Genomic DNA, 18,928 nt, shown 5'->3' with positions numbered 1-18,928 from the left:
GGAGTTTACATGATCGACTGGGACGACGCGTTCGAGAACATGGCCTACGTGCCGGGCGGCCAGGCCCTGCCGGGCCAATGGGCCGAGGCCGCCGCGAACTTTCGCGCCGAAATGGCCGGGGCCGGCCGCCTGAAGGAAGACGTGGCCTATGGCGACGGGGCCCGCGAGGTGATGGATATCGTCTCCCCCGAGGGCGACAGCCGCGGCATCGTGGTTTTCGTCCATGGCGGCTACTGGCGCGCCTTCGACAAGTCACACTGGACCCACCTTGCCCGCGGCCTCGTCGAGAACGGCTGGACGGTCGCCCTGCCCTCCTACCCGCTGGCCCCCGAGGTGCGGATCAGCGACATCACCGCCTGCATCACCCGCGCCGTGACGGCCGCCGCCGGGCAGGTCGCCGGCCCCATCCGCCTCGCCGGCCATTCCGCCGGCGGGCACCTCGTGACCCGGATGATGTGCCAGGGCGTGCTGCCCGACGCCGTGGCCACCCGCCTTGCCCGCGTCACCTCGATCTCCGGCCTGCACCAGCTGGGCCCGCTCGTCGGCATCAAGCTCAACGACACCCTCCGCCTCACGCCCGAGGAGGCCGATGCCGAAAGCCCCGCCGCCCACGACCCGCTGCCGAACGTCCCCCTCACCGCCTGGGTCGGCGCACAGGAACGCCCCGAATTCCTCCGCCAGACCCGCCTGATCGAGGAAGTCTGGGCCCTCAAGGGCGCCGACGTCACCGCCGTTTACGACCCCGGCCACAACCATTTCACCGTCATCGGCGCACTGGAACAGCCCGACAGCCCGCTCACGAAAGAAATCCTGCGATGAGCGGATACGACCCCACCGACGACGGCGCCAAGACGAGTTTCGCGGGCGACATGAGCTACGGCGACTACCTCTCCATCGACACGCTCCTCGCCGCCCAGCACCCGCTGTCGGACGCCCATGACGAAATGCTCTTCATCATCCAGCACCAGACCTCGGAGCTCTGGATGAAACTGGCGCTCCACGAGCTCGGCACCGCCCGCGACCTGCTGCAACAGGGCCAGCCCGAACAGGCCTTCAAGCTGCTCACCCGCGTCGCCCGCATCTTCGAGCAGTTGAACGGCGCCTGGGACGTGCTGCGCACCATGACGCCCAGCGATTACACCACCTTCCGCGAAAGCCTTGGGCAATCCTCCGGCTTCCAGTCGCACCAGTACCGGCTGATCGAATTCCTCCTCGGCAACCGCAACACCGCGATGATGAAGGTCCACGGCCACCGCCCCGACCTGCTGGCGCTGCTCGAGGCGGAGCTGGACAAACCCACCCTCTACCACGTCGCCCTGCACCTGCTGGAAGACCACCTTGGCCAGCGGTTCGACCCCGCAACCTTCCGCCAGCGCGAACCGCACAAGGCCGACGACGCCGTCATCGCCGCCTGGACCGCCATCTACCGCGCCCCCGACAAGCACTGGACCCTCTACCAACTCGCCGAGAAACTCGTCGATCTCGAAGATTACTTCCGCCGCTGGCGCTTCAACCACGTCACCACCGTCGAGCGCGTCATCGGCCTCAAACGCGGCACCGGCGGCACCAGCGGCGTCGCCTACCTGCGCCGCATGCTCGAGGTCGAGCTCTTCCCCGAACTCTGGCACATGCGCGGAGGATTGTGATGCCCACCCTGCCCCGGAAAGACCTGTTCGACCTGCCCGACGGCGTCATCTACCTCGACGGCAACTCGCTCGGCCCCCTGCCCAGACACGTCCCCGCCCGCGTGGCCGAGGCCGTCACCCGCGAATGGGGGCAGGAGCTGATCCGCGCGTGGAATTCCTGCGGCTGGATGGAGCAACCGCTGCGCGTGGGCAACGCCGTGGCCCGGCTGATCGGCGCGCCCGAGGCCTCCGTCGTGATGGGCGACACGCTCTCCATCAAGGTCTTCCAGGCCCTCTCCGCCGCGCTGGCCATGCGCCCCGACCGCCGGGTGATCCTGTCCGACACCGGCAACTTCCCCACCGACCTCTACATCGCCGAGGGGCTGATCGCGCTCAAGGACGCAGGCTACGAGCTGCGCACCGTCGCCCCCGAGAAGGTGGCCGACGCCATCGACGACAGCCTCGCCGCCGTGATGCTGACCGAGGTCGATTACCGCACCGGACGCCGCCACGACATGCACGCCATCACCGAGAAAGCCCAGGCCGCCGGCGCCGTGATGATCTGGGATCTCGCCCACAGCGCCGGCGCGCTCGAGGTTGATCTGGCAGGCTCCAACTGCGAGTTCGCCGTCGGCTGCACCTACAAGTACCTCAACGGCGGCCCCGGCGCCCCGGCCTTCATCTACATCCGCCCCGACCTCGCCGCCGCGGCGCAGGCCGCCCTCTCCGGCTGGCTTGGCCACGACGCGCCCTTCGCCTTCGAACAGGGCTACCGCCCCGCCCCCGGCATCGAACGGATGCGCGTCGGCACGCCCCCGGTCCTGCAGATGACCGCCCTCGAAGCGGCCCTCGAAGTCTGGGAGGGCATCGACATGGCCGACATCCGCGCCGCCTCCGTCGCCCTCTGCGAACAGTTCATCGCCGAGGTGGAAGCGGCCTGCCCCGCCCTCCGCCTCGTCAGCCCGCGCGACCCACAGGCCCGCGGCAGCCAGGTTTCCTTCGCCTTCGAGCACGGCTATGCCGCCATGCAGGCCCTCATCGCCCGCGGCGTCATCGGCGATTTCCGCGCGCCGGATGTCATGCGCTTCGGCTTCACGCCGCTCTATATCGACAGCGCCGACGTCTCCGCCGCGGTGGCCATCCTCGCCGACATCCTCGACACGTCCGCCTGGGACAGGCCGGACTACCGCAGGGCCAACCGGGTGACCTGAGCCCGGAACCGCGCCAAATCTAGTCAAATGCGATGCGCCGCACCCGGCGCCCTCGCCGTCGGCCGGACCGGCCTTAACCGCATGTAAGCTAATTTTCTCTAGCCCTGTTCAATGTCCAATCATGAACGGAGGCAATCCATGCTCAAAACCACCCTCGCCCTCGCCGCCACGGCGGGCCTGTCTCTTGTCAGCCTGCCCGCCGCGGCCGATGAATTCTCTGAGGCCTTGTCGGGGTATTACGACAGCCAGATTGCCGCCTGGGCCAACGATCCGGCGCTGATCTCGGCCATCGCCGAGCAGAATGCCGCGCGCTCAGGGATGACCCAGGCCGATATCGACGCGATGGACAGCGAATGGCGGGCCCAGGTCGGCGCGGCCGACGCCCCGGTGATCGACCCTGTCCTGAACAACGCCGCCGCCGACTTCCTGCGCGCCCGCGTGGCTGATTCCGGCGGCATCATCACCGAAGCCTTCACCATGGATGCCCACGGCCTCAATGTCGCTGCTACCGCGGTGACCTCGGACATGTGGCAGGGCGACGAGGCGAAATTCACCAAGACCTATGCCATGGGTCCGGGCGCCACGCATCTCGGCGATGTGGAGTTCGACGAGTCCACCCAGACCTACCAGGGCCAGATTTCCGTCACCCTGACGGACCCGGCGACCGGCGCCGCGGTGGGCGCGCTCACCGTAGGCGTCAATGCCGAAGCCCTGATGTAAGGCCCCGCGGGGCGGCGTCGAGGAACTGGAGATCCGGATGCAATTCAACGTGTTTTTCAAAGCCATCACCATGGTCTTCCTCACGGCGGTCTGCGTCGCGACGATACCGGCGTTTCATTACTCGGCCATGTTGAAGGATCTGGTCGGCGACCAGCTCGCGATGCGGGCCACTTCGACGACCTCCGCCCTGGCCGACCGGTCGGCGGGCGCCATCCGTTTCGGCAAGTTCGACCGCATTAATGACGAAATGGCCACGCTACTGGAGAAGGAGCGCGGCGACATCATCGGCCTCGCGGCCTACCGCCCCGGCGCGGAAGAGGCGGCCCGTGCCGGGGTCGTCGGCTTCGATCCGACATCGGCACTCCGGCCGCTGGCCCTCGCCGCCATGCAAAGCGGCGAGGCACAGTTCAGCGACGACGGCCTGGCGGTGGCCGTTCCGGTCACGATGGGCGAGGAGGCGACGATCGTCGGCGCCGTCAGCAGCCTGTGGTCATCCGAAGGGCAGATGCAGATCGTGCACGACGCCAGCCGCGAGGCCTGGCTCTGGGCCATAGGCGTTCTCGTTTCCCTTCTGCTCGTCTCCGCCTGGCTGCTCCGGTACTGGCTCTCGCGCCCGCTCGAAGACGTGACCTTGGCCATGACCCGTGTCGCCGAAGGCGAACTGGAAACGCCCGTTCCGCATCTCGGAAAGGGTGACGAGATCGGGCGCATCGCCCGTGCCCTCGACGGCCAGCGCAAGAAACTCGTCCGTGCCCAGGAAACGGAACGCGCCGCACGCGAGGCAGATGCAAAGGCCCTCGAATCCGCCGAGCTCATCGCCCGCAAGGAACAGGAACAACGCACGGTCGTCGACGCGCTGACCATCGGTCTCGACGGGCTGGCCGAGGGCGACCTGACCCGCCGGATCGACGTGCCCTTCACCTCCGACTACGAGGCGCTGCGCAAGAATTTCAATCGCGCAACCACCCTGCTCTCCACGGCCGTCGAGAAGGTGCGCGACAATGCCGGCTTCATCAGCCAGCGCTCGACCGAGATCGCCCGCTCCTCCGACGACCTGTCGCAGCGCACCGAGGGCCAGGCCGCCACGCTCGAGGAAACCGCCGCCGCGCTCGACGAGTTGACCCGCAGCATCGCCACCACCGCCAGCGAAAGCCGCGAGGTGGCCGATATCGCCAATACCGCGCGCCGCGATGCCAACGACACCGGCGACGTGGTCAACCGCGCGGTCGATGCGGTCAGCACGATCGAGGAAAGTTCGGCCCAGATCCACCAGATCATCGGCGTGATCGAGGATATCGCCTTCCAGACCAACCTGCTCGCTCTCAATGCCGGGGTCGAGGCCGCCCGCGCGGGCGAGGCCGGCAAGGGGTTCGCCGTGGTCGCCACCGAGGTGCGCGCGCTGGCGCACCGCTCGTCCGAGGCCGTGCTCGAGATCAAGTCCCTCATCGACGGCTCCGCCACGCATGTCGAGGAAGGCGTCTCGCTCGTCCGAAAGGCGGGCGACGCGCTGCAACTCATCGTGCGCCAGGTCTCCGAGATTTCCGAGCACATCGGTCGGATCGCCGAACGCACCCAGGAACAGTCGGTCGGGTTGACCGAGATCAACACGGGCGTAAGCCAGCTCGACGGCGTCACCCAGCAGAATGCCGCCATGGTCGAGCAATCGACCGCGGCCACCCACCAGCTCGACCAGGACGCCCGTGATCTCAACGCCGCCGTGCAAAGCTTCCGCACCGAACAGCACGCCCGCACCGCCCGCGTCGCCTGACCCGGTCATCGCCGCACCTGCGCGCTCCGCCAGGCCGCGGGGCATCCGACAGCAGGCCCGGACTCCCGAACGAAGACGCCGCCGCCCGGGTCCGGGCGGCGGCGCATATGTTTCCGGCGCGGGGGGCGGATATGTTCAGATGCGGCGACACCCGCTTCGGATCGATTCCAGGTAGATGCCGTCCACCGCCTCAACGACGGAAATGTTGCAGTCTTCCAGGTCCTGCCGCGCAAGGTTCGCCGTCAGGATCCGCAGGCAATCCACCGATTGCCGCATCAGGTCGACGTCCTGCAGCAACGCCAGCGGCGGGCGTGTCCCGTCGCCACTGACCAGCCAGTCGCCCACCGCCTCGTCGATCTCGGCCGCTTTGTCCGACAGAACCTCCAGCAACTGCGCCGTGTTCGACAGCACCGAGGCCAGCGGAATCCTGTCATCGCCCGCCGCGCTCATAGCGGCCCCACCACCTGCTCGATGCAGGCCTTGAGGTCGACCGAGGAAAACGGCTTCTTGAGGTAATTGTTCATTCCCAGCTGATTGCCCTTGTCGACAATCTCCTGCGAGGCCGTGCCGGTGATCAGGATGAACCCGATCCGCTGCGTCGCCTGGTACTGCCTCAGCCCGGCCAGAAGCTGCAGCCCGTTCGCGCCCGGCATGTTGTAATCCGAGATGACCAGATGCACGGGCTTGACCGCCAGTTTGCGGAACGCGGCCTCGCCGTCATTGCAGAAATCGATCGACTTGATGCCGATATCCTCGAGTGCCTGGATGATCAGGCCGCGGCTGACCGACATGTCATCCACGACCATCACGCTCAATCTTTCCTTCAGACTCAAGTTCGTCTCCTGTGTTTCAGATGCCGCGGACCGGGGTCACAAACGGCGGTATTGCGTCACGCCCGCGGGGGCGAAAAGGCTCGCCGACGGGCCCGAAACCCGCTCCGAATGCCCGACGAACAGGAACCCACCAGGCGCCAGCACCTCGGCAAAGCGCGACCACAGGCGGGCCTGGGTCGGCGCGTCGAAATAGATCACCACGTTGCGGCAGAAGATCACGTCGAACTTTCCGCGCATGGGCCAGTCCTGCATCAGGTTCAATTCGGTCAGGGTCACGAGCGCCCGAAGCTCGGGGGCAATCGGCCGGGCCGCGTCGCCGGCCGGCCCCGGGCCGAACATCAACCGCCGCATCTCCGGTGGAATCTGGGCATCGCCCGCGTCCGGATAGACCGCCGCCCGCCCGACCCGGATCATCTCCGGATCGATATCGGTGCCGAGGATGCGGACATCGTGTTGCGCCGCCTCCGGCATCACCTTCCGAACCGTTACCGCGATGCTGTAAGGTTCCTGCCCCGACGAGCACCCGGCCGACCAGATGCGCACGCGCCCGCCCGCCCGGGCCCGCTTGGCCAGGGGCGGCAGAACCTCTGTCTCGAGACTGGCGAAATGGTGCGCCTCGCGGAAGAACTTGGTCACGTTCGTCGTCAGAAGCGAGATCATGCGCCGTCGCTCCTCGGTGCCGTCGGGCGATTCCACAAACTGGCAGTAGGCGTCGAAATCGGCCAGCCCGAGATCTCGCAGCCGGCGCGCCAGCCGCGAGGTCACCAGGTTGCGCTTGCCGTCGCTCAGGACGATCCCGCAATCGGCATAGACCCGCTCGGCGAGGCGCCGGAACGAGCGATCGTCGACCTCGTTGAGCGCGAGACCGGCGGCCGGGTGAAGCATCCCCGTCACGTCATGCCGCCTCGACCTGCCCGGACGGCAGGACTTCTGCAAGGTCCATCTTGCGGATCATTCGGTCCTCGATCACCAGGACACCGGAAATGAACCGCCGCACGACATCATCGACGATGTCCGGAATCGGCTGCAAATCGTTCGGCGAGACGGTCAGGATATCCGAGACGACATCCGCCAGAAGGCCGACCGTCTGATTGCCCAGCACGGTGATGATGATCACGTTGCGGGGATGAGGTTCCGTCGGTCCGAGGCCCAACCGCTCGGACAGGTCGACTACCGGCACCACCGACCCCCGCAGGTTGATGACGCCTTTGACATAGCTTTGCGCGCGCGGAAGGATCGTGGTTTCCGTCCATCCGCGGATTTCGCGTACCGAGGTGAGGTCGAAACAGAAATCCTGATCCGACACCCGGAATGCCACCACCTCCTGATATGTTTTCGATTGCTCGGGGACCGACTGTTTCATGATCATACCGCCATCTGGATAGAAGAATGCGCCCCGCCCAGCGCGACGCTGCCGCGGGTGATGTTGTCCGGGTCGATGATGAGCGCGATGCGGCCATCGCCGAGGATCGTGGCTGCCGCAACGCCCTGGACCTGCTGGTAATTCGTCTCGAGGCTCTTGATCACGACCTGCCGCTGTTCCTGGATGTCGTCGACGATCAGTGCGAAGTACTGGCTGGCGTCGGATTCGATCAGCAGCAGCACGTGCGAATCGAGATCGGTCACCGGGCTGCGAAAGCCGAAGAAATGGCCCAGGTCGATGACCGGGACGAGCCCCGTACGGTTCTTCAGAACCCAGCCCCCGGCGCCGATCGCATGGATCGCAGCCGATCGCGGCTGCAGCGTCTCGTGAATCGCCGAGATCGGCACCACCATCGTCTGGCTCGCCACGCGGATGACCATCCCCTCGAGGACCGCCAGCGTCAGGGGCAGGCTGATCGAGAAGACCGTCCCCTCGCCCGGTTCCGAATGGATCGCGAGCCGCCCGCCCAGCGTCTGGATTTCGCTGCGCACCACGTCGAGCCCGACCCCGCGGCCCGACAGTTCCGACACCTCGTCCTTCGAGGAGAACCCCGGCAGGAACAGCAGGTTGTCGATCTCCGAGGCCGACAGCATATCCGCCGCGGAGATCAGGCCGCGCTCGATCGCGAGCGCCCTGACCTTCTCCCGGTTGATGCCGCCGCCATCGTCGGCGACGTCGATCATGACGCGGCCCGACCGGTGCGCCGCGGATATCGTCACCGTTCCCTCCCGCGGTTTGCCGACCGCCTCGCGCCGGTCCCCGGTTTCGAGACCGTGATCGATCGCGTTGCGGATCATGTGGGTCAGCGGGTCGACCAGCCGCTCGATCACGGTCTTGTCGACCTCGGTGAACTCGCCGCTGGTCACGAATTTCACACGTTTTCCGGTGGCCGCCCCGGCCTCCCGCACGATCCGGGCCATGCGCTGGAACATCGGTTTGACCGGCTGGGCGCGGACGGCCATCACGCCTTCCTGGATCTCCCCGGCGAGTTGCTTGAGGCTTTCCAGCGAAGCCGACAGGTCGCTCTCGGCCTGACCGGGCAGGTCGGCGATCGATTGCGAGAGCATGGCCTCCTTGATCACCAACTCGCCGACGAGATTGATGAGCTTGTCGATCTTGTCGAGATCGACCCGTATCGTGCCGCCGGGCCGGGGGGCGCCGGCGTCGGGGCGCGCCGCCGACGGCTCCGGCCCCGATCCCTCCGGCCCCGGGGGGCCGGCAGGGTCGCCGCCACCGATCAGCTCTAACAGCGAGGGCAATGGCCCGTCCGGCAGGACCGCCGGGGCGACCACTGGCGCCGTGTCCGACTCGATGTCGAGCCGGCACACCCCGTCCACGAATTCGAACACCTCCCGGATATCATCGTCAGACGCGGCAGTGACGAGCCGTGCCGTCCAGTCCATCCGGCACTCGGACGGGTCGAGAGCATCGAGCGCCGGTACATCGGAAAGGTTGGCCTCGACCTCGAGCGGGCCCAGCCCCGCCAGCGCCCGGAACAGGATCAGCGGCTCGTTGCCCGACGCGAAAAGGCCCGGCTCGGCGGCAAATCGGAGGGTGACCGCCCGGTCGGCCGGCGCGCCGCCGCCAAGGTCGAGCGTCACCGGTTCGAAATCGGGCAGGACCTCCTCGGGGCCGGAATCGCCGGTGCCCGTCGCCTCGGTCAGGCGGTCGAGCAATCCCTCCCCCCGCGGTGGCGCATCGCCGTCACACCGGGCGGCCGCGACAAGGTCGGCCAGGTGATCGCCGCACTGCCGGAAGAGATCGAGCAGGTCCTCCTCGGCATCGCACTTGCCCGACCGGACATGGTCGAGCGCGGTCTCAAACTGGTGGGCAAAGGTCACAAGATCGGTGAACCCGAACGCCCCCGCGCCCCCCTTGATGGAATGGACGGCCCGAAAGATGGCGTTCATCGTCTCGCCGTCCTGCGCCCCGTCGGCCAGCAGGTCGAACCCGTCATGCATCGATTCCAGCAGTTCCTCGCACTCCTCGAAGAACGAGCTGCGGAAATCCTCGGTCCCCCCGGAGCTCATTTTCGCACCTCCGGCCCGGCGACGCGGGTGATCGCCCAGAGCAGTTTTTCCTCGTCGAACGGCTTGACGATCCAGCCCGAGGCACCGGCCGCCCGGGCGCGGCTCTTGAGCTCGGCGGCGCTTTCCGTGGTCAGTACGAGAATGGGCACGACCCGGTCGCGGCGCCGGCCGCGCGCCGCCTCGATGAAGCCGAACCCGTCGAGCCGGGGCATATTGATATCGGTGATGATCACGTCGGGGTCGGTCTGGTCGAACCGGCGCAGACCGTCCTCGCCGTCTTCGGCGAGGTCGACCTCGAACCCGGCCGAGCTGAGCGTGGCGTTGAGGAGGTTGCGCATGGTGCGGGAATCGTCGATCGCGAGAACCTGAACCGTCATGCCGGCGCCCCTTCTTCCGGGCCCGCGCCGATCTCGGCCGGGGCGACCCCGAGCGTGCGGCAGATGTCGAGCAGGGCCGCGCCGGCGCCGGTCACCCGGAACGCGAGCCCCGCCTCCCGCCACTGGCGGTGGGCCGCGACCAGCACCTGAAGCCCGAGCGCCCCGGCATACTCGACCTGGCCCGCGTCGAGGACAAGGGGTTGCCCGCGCCTGGCCTGTATCCCCTCCGCGACGGCGCGGACGGCGGCGCTGTCGATCCGCTGGGGAAGCAATAGCTTTTCGTCCATTCTCGTAGTCCTTCTCGATCGGAACATGAACATCCGTGTCTCGCTTCGTGTTTCCGGAAGCCGGGCCCGGGCCCGGCGGCTCATCCGTTCAGCCTGAACTCCGCCACCTGGCCGGCCATCGTGTCGGCCTCGTTCGCCAGAGAGGCGCCCGCGGCCGATGTCTGCTCGACCATTGCGGCATTCTGCTGGGTCATCTGGTCGAGATAGGAGACGGCGGCATTGATCTCCTCGATGTTCGAGGCCTGGGTCTGGGTGGCCTCCGAAATGGCCGTCACCTGGTCGCTCACCTCGCCGAACGCGGCGATCGTGCGCTGGAGCACGTCCGAGGTATTCTGCACCAGGTCGACCCCCGCCGAGACATGATCCGAACTGGCGCCGATGAGCGACTTGATCGATTTCGCCGCCTCGGCCGAACGCTGCGCGAGCGTGCGCACCTCCGAAGCCACCACGGCAAAGCCCTTCCCGGCTTCGCCGGCCCGCGCGGCCTCCACCCCGGCATTCAGCGCCAACAGGTTGGTCTGGAACGCGATTTCGTCGATCACGCCGATGATCTGGCTCATCTCGTGGGCCGACGATTCGATCTGCGCCATGGCCTTCTGCGTATCCTCGACCACCTGTCCGCCGGCCCGCGCATCGCGAAGCGCGTGGTCCACCGTCTGGTTCGTCGTCTTGGCAGAGGCCGCCGTTTCACGCACGGACGCGTTGAGCGTGTTCACCGCGGCGGTGGTCTGCTCGAGGTTGGCCGCCTGCTGCTCCGTTCGCTTGGCCAGGTCGTCGGCGGCCTGTGCCACCTCGCGCGAACTCGACTTGATGGTCTCGGCGCTTCTGCGGGTTTCCGAGATCAGGTCGCTCAGGTTGGTCACCGCCAGGTTCAGCGCGTTGGCGAGCCGTTCGTTCCCGTTGAAGCCGCCGGTATCGACCGACACCGTAAGATCGCCATCCGCCAGCGCGCCCAGCGCATCGGCCAGCTTGTCGAGCGAGAACTCCAGGCAGGTCTGCGCCTCGTCCTTCATCCCCTCGACGCTGTCGGTATAGACCGACACCGCGGCGCCCACGTCGATCAGGGTGACCTTGACCAACGTGCAGATATCCAGCGTGAGCTCGTCGGCATCGGGCACGCCCGGCCGGAACAGGCGGCGGGGTCGGCCCATATGCTCGGCGACGACGGCCGCGATCAGGTGATCGATGACATGCGAATAGCCGCCGATATAGTCGAGCGGGCGCAGGCCGATCCGGGCGTGGGCCCTGCCGACACGGCGCGCGCGGTCCTGGAAGTCGTCGTCGAACCGGCCGTTGCACATCGCCAGCCAGTGGCGCTTTTGCGCCTCCTTCGCGCCGGCCATCTGCGTTTCGTCATCGAACAACCCGTTGAGATGGGGGTTTGCGCGAATGCTGGTGTAAAGCCCGTCGAGGGCCTGGCCAAGCGCGCCCTCGATCGTTGGCCGCAGCCGTCTCAGCGTCGCGGTATTGGCCGAATCGAGCCCGAACCCGGCAAAGCGCTCCTCCGGCATTTCCTCAACGATGTTCCGAGCTTCCATGTCTTACCTCTTTTCGCCTCGCCCTGCCTGCGGCGACCAGTCCTGTCGGCGGCGCACCGGCTCCGGTCAGTGTCGGACGTTAGGCATCAACAAAGAACAATCGGTTAACATCGGCCCTGCCGGTACGCGGGTAATCCACTAAAATGCCCGGAATCCGTTTTCCGGCTCTTAACCATCTGCCCGTAAACATCCCGCATGCCCGGACAGGCCGGGCGCCCGTATGAGGGAGTGACCCGTGCCGCCAGACAGATCGTCCAGCCTCTCCGTGCTTCTGCTCGATCCGCGACGGCACCGGTCGCACCGCTACCTGCTGTCCATCGCGGAAACGCCCGAGATCGCCCTGGTGGGCTGCGCCCGCGACCTGACCCAGGCCTACAACCTCACCGAACACGAGCATCCCGACCTCGTGCTCCTGGCGGAGGAGGTGACGCGGCTGGGAAACTTCCCCATGTATGCCGCCATGCTCGCCGCGCTCGAGGTGGATTGTGTCGTGATCGCCGCCGGCCACAGTACGGCGCCGGGACCGTACAGCAGCGCGACCGACGCCGAGATCGACCTGTCGGGCGGTCTCGGCCCCTTCCTCGCCGCGCGCTGTGGCCTGCGGCGGATGACGGTCCCGAGCGGGTCGGGTACCGGCCGGGACACGGGGTGGAAGACCGTGGTGATCGGTGCCTCCACCGGCGGGGTCGAGGCGCTTATCCGGGTGCTCTCGGACTATCCGGAAACCGGCCCGCCCACCCTGATCGTCCAGCATATCAGCGCCAACTTCCTGCCCGGCCTGGCCCAGCGCCTCGACCGGCACTGCGCCGCCACGGTCCGGCCGGCCGCCGCCAATGACAGGCTCGCGCCGGGGCTCGTCCTGCTGGCGCCCGGCAATGACAGGCACCTGTCCATCGTCGCGCCGGGCCACCGCTGCCGGCTCACCCCCGGCGCCCCCGTCTCGGGCCACCGTCCATCGGTGAACGTGCTGTTTCACTCGGCCGCCGCCCTCGGGCCCGCCGCCGTCGGGGTGCTGCTGACGGGCATGGGGCGCGACGGGGCCGAGGGGCTCGCCGCCATGCGCCGCGCAGGAAGCTGGACCATCGGCCAGGACGAGGCCAGCAGCACCGTTTACGGCATGCCCCGCGCCGCCCACCAGATGGGCGCAGTCGCCCAGCAACTGCCCATCTCCCGCATCGGGTCGGCCCTTCTGTCCGCCGCCGCCCATTCCACCGAAAGGAGCCGACATGGCTGACCGACCCGGCAACGTCATCCACATCATCCAGGGCCAGTTCCGCGTCTCGGACAGCCCCGACGCGGAAATGACCACCATACTGGGCTCCTGCGTTGCGGCCTGCCTGTTCGACCCGTTCCGCAAGCTCGGCGGCATGAACCATTTCCTGCTTCCCGGGAACGATCCCTCGGCGGGCAACAACGTGCGGTACGGGGCCCACTCGATGGAGCAGCTGATCAACGCGATGCTGCGCGCGGGGGCCCAGCGCAACCGCCTCGAGATTCAGCTCTTCGGCGGCGCGAATGTCGTTCAGGGCCTCAGCCGGATCGGCGACAGCAACGCGATCTTCGCCCGCGATTTCGTCCGGCAGGAGGGGTTCATCCTCCGCGCCGAGGACCTGGGCGGTACGTTCGGCCGGCGCCTGCGGTTCCGGCCCGCCACCGGGCTCGCGCGGGCCGAACGGGTCGATCCCGCGCGCGTTGACATTCCGCGGCCCGACCAGGCCGGGCGCCGTCCCGCGCCGCCCGCCTGCAGCGTCGAACTGTTCTGAAATGCGCCACCCCGCGCCCCCAGCCGATCAGCATGAAGGATAGCCCCATGCCCCGCTTCGCCCCCCGCCTCATTGGCCCGATCATGGCAATCCTGACCTGCGGGCTTGCGGGTCTTGCCCTCGCCGCACTGCTGCGCGTCGCCCCCGACACCCGCACCGCGGCCGTTCTCGCCGGGCTTGGCCCGGCCGGCATCGTCGCCGCGCTGGCGCTCGGCGCCTTCGGGATACTGAAACAGCGCCTGCTGACCCCGCTCTCCGACATCAGGCGTGCGGCCAACCGGCTCAATCGCGGCGAACTGACGACCGACATACCCCATTCAGGCCAGCCCGGCGCGGCGGGCGAGCTTGCCCGCGGTTTCCTCGCGCTCAGGGAGGGGCTGGCCACAGCGCCGCCTAAGCGCGACGTGCCGCAATCTCTCGCCCCGCCGAACGCCGCCCCGCCCGAGCGCGAGACCGAAGCGGCGGCCCGTGCCATCGCCGCAATGACCGAGGCCCTGTCGCGGCTGGCCGCCGGCGAGCTCTCCACCCGTCTCTCCGACACGCCCCGCGATCCCGGCCAGCCAGACCTGGACGCCCTCCACCGATCCTTCAACACCGCCGCCGCCGCGCTCGAGGCGCGGTTCGGCCCGGTCCAGGGGGCTGTCGGCACCATCCGCAACGGCGCGGCAGACATCCATCGCGCGGCCACCGAGCTGGCGGATTGCACCGAATCGCAGGCCTCGCTCCTGGACGGCTCTGCCTCGGCGCTCAGCCAGCTGGGCGAAAACGTCCGCGGCACCAGCGAACGGCTCGATCATGCCGAGACCGTCACCCATGACAGCCGCGCACAGGCCGAAAGCGGCGCCGCCGTCGTGCGCGAAGCGATGGAAGCGATGCACCGGATCGAGGAAAGCAGCGACAACGTCCGCCACATCATCGGCGTGATCGACGGCATCGCGTTCCAGACCAACCTGCTCGCCCTCAACGCCGGGGTCGAGGCCGCCCGCGCGGGCGAGGCCGGCAAGGGTTTTGCCGTCGTCGCCTCCGAGGTGCGGTCCCTCGCTCAGCGCGCCTCCGAATCCGCCAAGGAAATCAAGGCATTGATCACCGAAAGCGCCACGCATGTCAGCACCGGCAGCCGGCTGGTGACCACCTCCGGCGAACGGCTCGAGGCGATCCTCGAAAATACCATCAGCTTCGAAACCGTGATCTCGGAAACCGCCCGTGACGCCCGCGACCAGGCCGCGGGCATCCGCGAGATCAATGACCGCATCGGCCAGCTCGACGCCGCCACGAAAGCCACCGCCGGGATCACCGACCAGGTCACCGGCATCGCCGCCCGGCTGGAGCAGGACACCACGGCGCTGGCGACCGGGCCGTCGGAGCAGGCCCCCGGCAAGGCCCGACGCCCCGTGCCCGACCGCGGCCACATTACGGACCGACCGCGCGCGAAGGCCCGCCCCCCGCAGCCATCGAAACCCGCCGCTGGGGTCGTGCCCGCCGCGTCTCCCGCCCCACGGCTGCCTGACCTGCCCGCCGCGGCGACCGGTACCGACGGCCCGGCACTGCCCTCATTGTCGGATTTCGACGGGTTCTGAACGATCGCCCGCCGGTTCGGATCTGCCCTGCCAAAGCCCGGCAAAGGTAAGCGCGACGAACACCGCGTAAGCGGCCAACAGCAAAAAATGCAGGACATCAGGCACCGGCCCGGCCCCGAGCCGGCCCAGCACCCATCCAGTGGCCACGATCACGCCCAGCATCGCCAGCCACGCCAGCCAGCGCCAGCCGCGCAGCATCCCGGCCGCCACGATCATCGCCGCCACCGTTGGCAGAACCCCGGCCATGCCGGCCGCCCCGATACCGGCAAACACCGCCGCGACCGCATGCAGCCCGCCGATCATCAGCATAAGCACCGCCGCCATCCGCAACAGCTCGCTCCTCATCGGCTCCTCCTCATTCATCCTCGCAAGGAAATCCCGCCGCGCCCCAGGCCAGCATGTCGTCGATATGCGCCTGCAGGCTGTAGGGCGCCGGCTCCCGCCCGCCGCCTGGCGCCCAGCCCCAGGCGACCAGCGGCCCGTGCCCCAGGTGTTCGGCCAGCTCGATGTAATCCTGGCCGCCATTGCGCTCCGGGTCGCGCAACTGGTGACAGATCTCGACCGAGCTCTTGCCGAACCATTCCATCTCGACCGGCGCCAGGTGCCAGGCGTCCGCCACCTGCGGCGCCTCGTGCGCGCCCATGTTGCCGCCGGCTTCGCTGAACGCATGACACGCCTGGCACGGCACGTATTCCGCGCCCACCCGGCTTTCGCCCGCGTCGATGTTCATGCCATGCGGCCGCGCCTTCCCATAGCTCGGCCCCGACCACATCGGCAGGTTGTCGGGCCCCACGTGGCAATTGGCACAGCGCGGGTGCGAGGTGACCTCGTAGATCCGCGCCCACGCCGCCAGCCCGTCCGCCCGGCTGACCGACCCGTCCGCGGGCGGCTCGATCACCAGTTCCTCGCCCGTCGCCTGCACCGGCAGGACCAGCGCAAGCACCAACACCGCACCTCTCACCCCGCCCCTCATGCGAACTCCACGAACTTGCTGAACGGCATTTCTCGCAACCGCTGCCCCGTGGCGGCAAAGATCGCCCCCGCCAGCGCCGGCGCGGCGGGCGGCACGGGCGGCTCGCCCACCCCGGTCACCCCCGCGCCATTCTCCAGCCCCCGCACCATGATCTCGGGCGCCTGCCATATCCGCATCCCCTCGAAGGCGTGGTAATTGTCCTGCTCGGCCCGGCCATCGGCATAGGTCGTCTCGCAATTCATCGCGTGTCCCAGCCCCCAGATCACCGCGCCCTGCACGTGGTTCTCGAAATTCACCGGGTCGACCACCCGGCCCACCTCGGCCGCCACCCAGACCTTGTCGATGCGCAGCCCCCGGTCGCCCTGGCTGACCTCGACCACCTCGGCACAGCGCACCCCGAAGCTCTGCACGAAGGCCACACCGCGCCCTCGACCGTCGCCCAACGGCCCGTTCCACGAGGACATCTCCGCCACCGCCTCCAGCACCTGCCGCGACAGCGGATCGTCGCACAACCGCAAACGCTCCTCCATCGGATCGGCCCCCGCCGCATGGATCAGCTCATCCAGCGCCGCATTGTAGAAAAACCCGTTCGTCGAGGCCCCCACCGACCGCCACGACGACACCGGCGCCAGCTCCGGCGCGCGATACCCGGTCACCCGGTGGTTCGGAATGGCAAACGGCGCGTTCCAGGCGCCTGCCACGATCTGGCTGTCCGGCCCCGGCACCGGCTGCCCCTGCCGGCCCATCTGCGAGCCCATGACCGACGGCATGGCAATCGACAGGTCCAGCGTCTCGACCCTGCCCTCCGCCACCCTGCCCCGCAACCGCCCCATGGCGATCTGGCGTGGGAAGTCGTGCATCATGTCCTCCTCCCGTGAATAGGTCAGCTTCACTGGCGTGCCCTTCATCGTCATCGCGATCTCGGTCGCCTGCTTGACCACCTCGTCCTCCAGCCGGTGCCCGAAACTCCCGCCCATCATCAGCACGTGAACCACGACCCGGTCCGGTTCCAGCCCGGCCACCTGTGCCACGTTCTGCTGCACGAACCGCGGGATCTGCGTGCCGGTCCAGACCTCGGCGCCATCGTCATCCACCCGCACCACGGCGTTGATCGGCTCCAGCGGCGCATGGGCCAGGTAGGGCGCGCGGTACTCCGCCTCGATCACCTCATCGCCGCCCAAGGCCCCTTCGACATCGCCGTCATCGCGGTTCCGGCTGTCCTGCGCCTCATCGGCAAAGGCCCGGCCCAGTGCCGCCCAATGCTCCTCCATCGAGGCCGGGAAAGCCGCCTCGCCCCACTCGACCTTCACCGCCTCCGCCGCCCGGAAGGCGCGCCACGTATTGTCGGCCACCACCGCCACGCCGCCCGTTACCGGCACGACAGCCTTCACCCCGCGCATGGCCTCCGCCTCGCTGGCGTCGAAGCCATTGACCGGCCCGCCCTGCGCCGGGTTCAGCCGGATGGCGGCGTGCACCATCCCCTCGATCTCCGCGTCGATCCCGTAAGCCTGCGTGCCGGTGGATTTCGCCACCACGTCGATCCGCCGCATCGGCTTGCCGATATAGCGCCACTCGGACGGATCGCGCAGCGGCACGTCCTGCACCACCTCCATGCCCGCCACATCCGCCACCAGGTCCGCATAGGCAACTTTCGCCCCGTCCGGCAGCACCACCTGCCTCGCCTCGGTCGTCACCTCGCCCACCGGAACGCCCGCCTTCGCCGCGGCCGCCGCCTTCAGCGTTTCCCGTGCCGAGGCGCCGGCCGCGCGCAGTTTGTCGAACCCGTCGGGCACCGTGGTCGACCCGCCGGTGATCTGCAGCCCCATCACCTTCATCGCGGCGCCCACGACATTCGCTGCGCCGGCCTGCATGATCCCCTGCGAGGGCACCATGAACTCCGCCGCCTCCTCGGCCATCGCGGTGTTCCAGTAGGCCCCGCTCGGCGGTCCGGGGTCGACCCGGATATCCTCCAGCGCCACATCCAGCTCCTCGGCCAGCAAAGCGGCCTGCACGTGATAGGCCCCCTGCCCCATATCGGCCCGCGGGGTGATCAGCGTCACGCCGTCCCCGTCGATCCGCACATAGGGCGTCAGCGCGGCCTGCCCTGCCCCCAGCCCCTTGGCCAGCGGGTTCGCGTGTGGTTTGCGCACCGTATAGACACCGAACGCCACCCCGCCCGCCACGGCGGCGGAGCCCACCAGGAAAGCGCGGCGCGTGATCGTTCTCACCCGGCTCATCTCAAGCCCCCTTCATCGCCGCAGAGGCCGCCTTGATCGCGGCCCGGATACGCGGATAGGTCCCGCACCGGCACAGGTTCCCGCCCATCACCTTGTCGATCTCCTCGTCCGTGGGCTCCGGCATCATCTCCAGCAGGTACGCCGCCTGCATGATCTGCCCCGACTGGCAATACCCGCACTGCGCCACCTGGTGCTCGATCCACGCGGCCTGCACGGCATGCAGGCTCTCGGGCGTGCCCAGCCCCTCGATCGTCACCACCTCGACCCCCTCGGCATCCCCGGCGGCAATCTGGCAGGACCGCACGGCGATCCCGTCCATATGCACCGTGCAGGCCCCGCACTGGGCGATCCCACAGCCGTATTTCGGCCCGCGAATCCCCAACTCGTCCCTGAGCACCCACAGTAGCGGCATCTCCGGCTCGACATCCGCCTCGTGCTCCACCCCGTTGACCGTCAGTTTCATGGCGCGTCACCGCTCCCTCTGGTGATTGCAACGGTTCGCCGCGCTGCCGCACCCGAACCCCTCAGATACCTCCGACGATAGCAGCCGCGCGCATTTTTTCGAG

20 protein-coding genes are annotated in these 18,928 nt (G+C 68.4%); 8 read left to right on the top strand and 12 right to left on the bottom strand.

All coding sequences use genetic code 11. The features are described 5' to 3' along the window. Positions 1–9: 9 nt before the first annotated feature. From ACO07J_RS05925 to ACO07J_RS05905, 5 genes are all read left to right on the top strand, one after another. A complete protein-coding gene (locus tag ACO07J_RS05925; RefSeq protein WP_422027205.1) occupies positions 10–819 on the top strand; it encodes an alpha/beta hydrolase in 810 nt (269 codons plus the stop codon). Next, positions 816–1,646 carry a tryptophan 2,3-dioxygenase gene (locus ACO07J_RS05920; protein ID WP_422027203.1) on the top strand — a complete coding sequence of 277 codons (831 nt, stop codon included), beginning with the start codon at positions 816–818 and terminating at the stop codon, positions 1,644–1,646. The genes ACO07J_RS05925 and ACO07J_RS05920 overlap by 4 nt, the downstream gene beginning before the upstream one ends. Next, positions 1,646–2,836 carry a kynureninase gene (gene kynU / locus ACO07J_RS05915; protein ID WP_422027201.1) on the top strand — a complete coding sequence of 397 codons (1,191 nt, stop codon included), beginning with the start codon at positions 1,646–1,648 and terminating at the stop codon, positions 2,834–2,836. The genes ACO07J_RS05920 and kynU overlap by 1 nt, the downstream gene beginning before the upstream one ends. Before the next feature lie 138 nt (positions 2,837–2,974). Beyond that, positions 2,975–3,556, top strand: coding sequence for a hypothetical protein (locus ACO07J_RS05910; RefSeq protein WP_422027199.1), 582 nt, complete (start codon positions 2,975–2,977; stop codon positions 3,554–3,556). A 37-nt stretch (positions 3,557–3,593) separates the two neighbouring features. Beyond that, positions 3,594–5,324 (top strand): methyl-accepting chemotaxis protein, encoded by a 1,731-nt coding sequence (locus ACO07J_RS05905; RefSeq protein WP_422027197.1) that lies wholly within the window; start codon positions 3,594–3,596, stop codon positions 5,322–5,324. 135 nt (positions 5,325–5,459) lie between these two features. On the opposite strand, the gene ACO07J_RS05900 is transcribed toward ACO07J_RS05905, so the two are convergent. The 8 genes from ACO07J_RS05900 to ACO07J_RS05865 all read right to left on the bottom strand — a co-directional run bounded on the left by ACO07J_RS05900 (position 5,460) and on the right by ACO07J_RS05865 (position 11,812). Further along, on the bottom strand, positions 5,460–5,774 hold the full coding sequence (locus ACO07J_RS05900) for a hypothetical protein (protein WP_422027195.1): 315 nt from the start codon (positions 5,772–5,774) through the stop codon (positions 5,460–5,462). Next, positions 5,771–6,157, bottom strand: coding sequence for a response regulator (locus ACO07J_RS05895; RefSeq protein ID WP_422027193.1), 387 nt, complete (start codon positions 6,155–6,157; stop codon positions 5,771–5,773). The genes ACO07J_RS05900 and ACO07J_RS05895 overlap by 4 nt, the downstream gene beginning before the upstream one ends. Positions 6,158–6,193: 36 nt before the next feature. Further along, positions 6,194–7,042 (bottom strand): CheR family methyltransferase, encoded by an 849-nt coding sequence (locus ACO07J_RS05890; RefSeq protein ID WP_422029713.1) that lies wholly within the window; start codon positions 7,040–7,042, stop codon positions 6,194–6,196. Between the two features lie 10 nt (positions 7,043–7,052). Beyond that, positions 7,053–7,520 (bottom strand): chemotaxis protein CheW, encoded by a 468-nt coding sequence (locus ACO07J_RS05885; protein WP_422027191.1) that lies wholly within the window; start codon positions 7,518–7,520, stop codon positions 7,053–7,055. 2 nt (positions 7,521–7,522) lie between these two features. Further along, positions 7,523–9,610, bottom strand: a complete 2,088-nt coding sequence (locus tag ACO07J_RS05880; RefSeq protein ID WP_422027189.1) for a chemotaxis protein CheA — start codon at positions 9,608–9,610, stop codon at positions 7,523–7,525. Beyond that, positions 9,607–9,987 carry a response regulator gene (locus ACO07J_RS05875; RefSeq protein ID WP_422027187.1) on the bottom strand — a complete coding sequence of 127 codons (381 nt, stop codon included), beginning with the start codon at positions 9,985–9,987 and terminating at the stop codon, positions 9,607–9,609. The genes ACO07J_RS05880 and ACO07J_RS05875 overlap by 4 nt, the downstream gene beginning before the upstream one ends. Further along, complete coding sequence (locus ACO07J_RS05870; RefSeq protein ID WP_422027185.1) at positions 9,984–10,274, bottom strand: STAS domain-containing protein; 291 nt, start codon at positions 10,272–10,274, stop codon at positions 9,984–9,986. The genes ACO07J_RS05875 and ACO07J_RS05870 overlap by 4 nt, the downstream gene beginning before the upstream one ends. An 80-nt stretch (positions 10,275–10,354) precedes the next feature. Further along, positions 10,355–11,812: a methyl-accepting chemotaxis protein gene (locus tag ACO07J_RS05865; protein WP_422027183.1), complete on the bottom strand. Its 1,458-nt coding sequence runs from the start codon at positions 11,810–11,812 to the stop codon at positions 10,355–10,357. Positions 11,813–12,047: 235 nt separating this feature from the next. On the opposite strand from ACO07J_RS05865, the gene ACO07J_RS05860 reads away from it, so the two are divergent. The 3 genes from ACO07J_RS05860 to ACO07J_RS05850 are packed head-to-tail and all read left to right on the top strand — an operon-like array spanning position 12,048 to position 15,152. Next, positions 12,048–13,046, top strand: coding sequence for a chemotaxis protein CheB (locus tag ACO07J_RS05860; RefSeq protein ID WP_422027181.1), 999 nt, complete (start codon positions 12,048–12,050; stop codon positions 13,044–13,046). Then, positions 13,039–13,575, top strand: coding sequence for a chemotaxis protein CheD (locus tag ACO07J_RS05855; RefSeq protein ID WP_422027179.1), 537 nt, complete (start codon positions 13,039–13,041; stop codon positions 13,573–13,575). Before ACO07J_RS05860 ends, ACO07J_RS05855 begins: the two co-directional genes overlap by 8 nt. Positions 13,576–13,622: 47 nt before the next feature. Then, positions 13,623–15,152, top strand: coding sequence for a methyl-accepting chemotaxis protein (locus tag ACO07J_RS05850; protein ID WP_422027177.1), 1,530 nt, complete (start codon positions 13,623–13,625; stop codon positions 15,150–15,152). Here the strand turns inward: ACO07J_RS05850 and ACO07J_RS05845 are convergent. The 4 genes from ACO07J_RS05845 to ACO07J_RS05830 are packed head-to-tail and all read right to left on the bottom strand — an operon-like array spanning position 15,126 to position 18,825. Further along, positions 15,126–15,497 (bottom strand): hypothetical protein, encoded by a 372-nt coding sequence (locus ACO07J_RS05845; protein ID WP_422027175.1) that lies wholly within the window; start codon positions 15,495–15,497, stop codon positions 15,126–15,128. The two genes, ACO07J_RS05850 and ACO07J_RS05845, sit on opposite strands and share 27 nt — an antisense overlap. A gap of 10 nt (positions 15,498–15,507) precedes the next feature. Next, positions 15,508–16,095 carry a hypothetical protein gene (locus tag ACO07J_RS05840; protein ID WP_422027173.1) on the bottom strand — a complete coding sequence of 196 codons (588 nt, stop codon included), beginning with the start codon at positions 16,093–16,095 and terminating at the stop codon, positions 15,508–15,510. A gap of 26 nt (positions 16,096–16,121) precedes the next feature. Continuing rightward, entirely contained in the window at positions 16,122–18,362 is a 2,241-nt protein-coding gene (locus ACO07J_RS05835; protein ID WP_422027171.1) for a molybdopterin cofactor-binding domain-containing protein, read from the bottom strand. A 1-nt stretch (position 18,363) separates the two neighbouring features. Continuing rightward, positions 18,364–18,825, bottom strand: coding sequence for a (2Fe-2S)-binding protein (locus ACO07J_RS05830; protein ID WP_422027169.1), 462 nt, complete (start codon positions 18,823–18,825; stop codon positions 18,364–18,366). Between the last annotated feature and the right edge of the window lie 103 nt (positions 18,826–18,928).

Source organism: Roseovarius sp. (assembly GCF_965228755.1).
Lineage (GTDB): Bacteria > Pseudomonadota > Alphaproteobacteria > Rhodobacterales > Rhodobacteraceae > Roseovarius.
The sequence above is the reverse complement of the archived record's forward strand: the minus strand, read 5'-3'. Positions and strand labels throughout refer to the sequence as shown.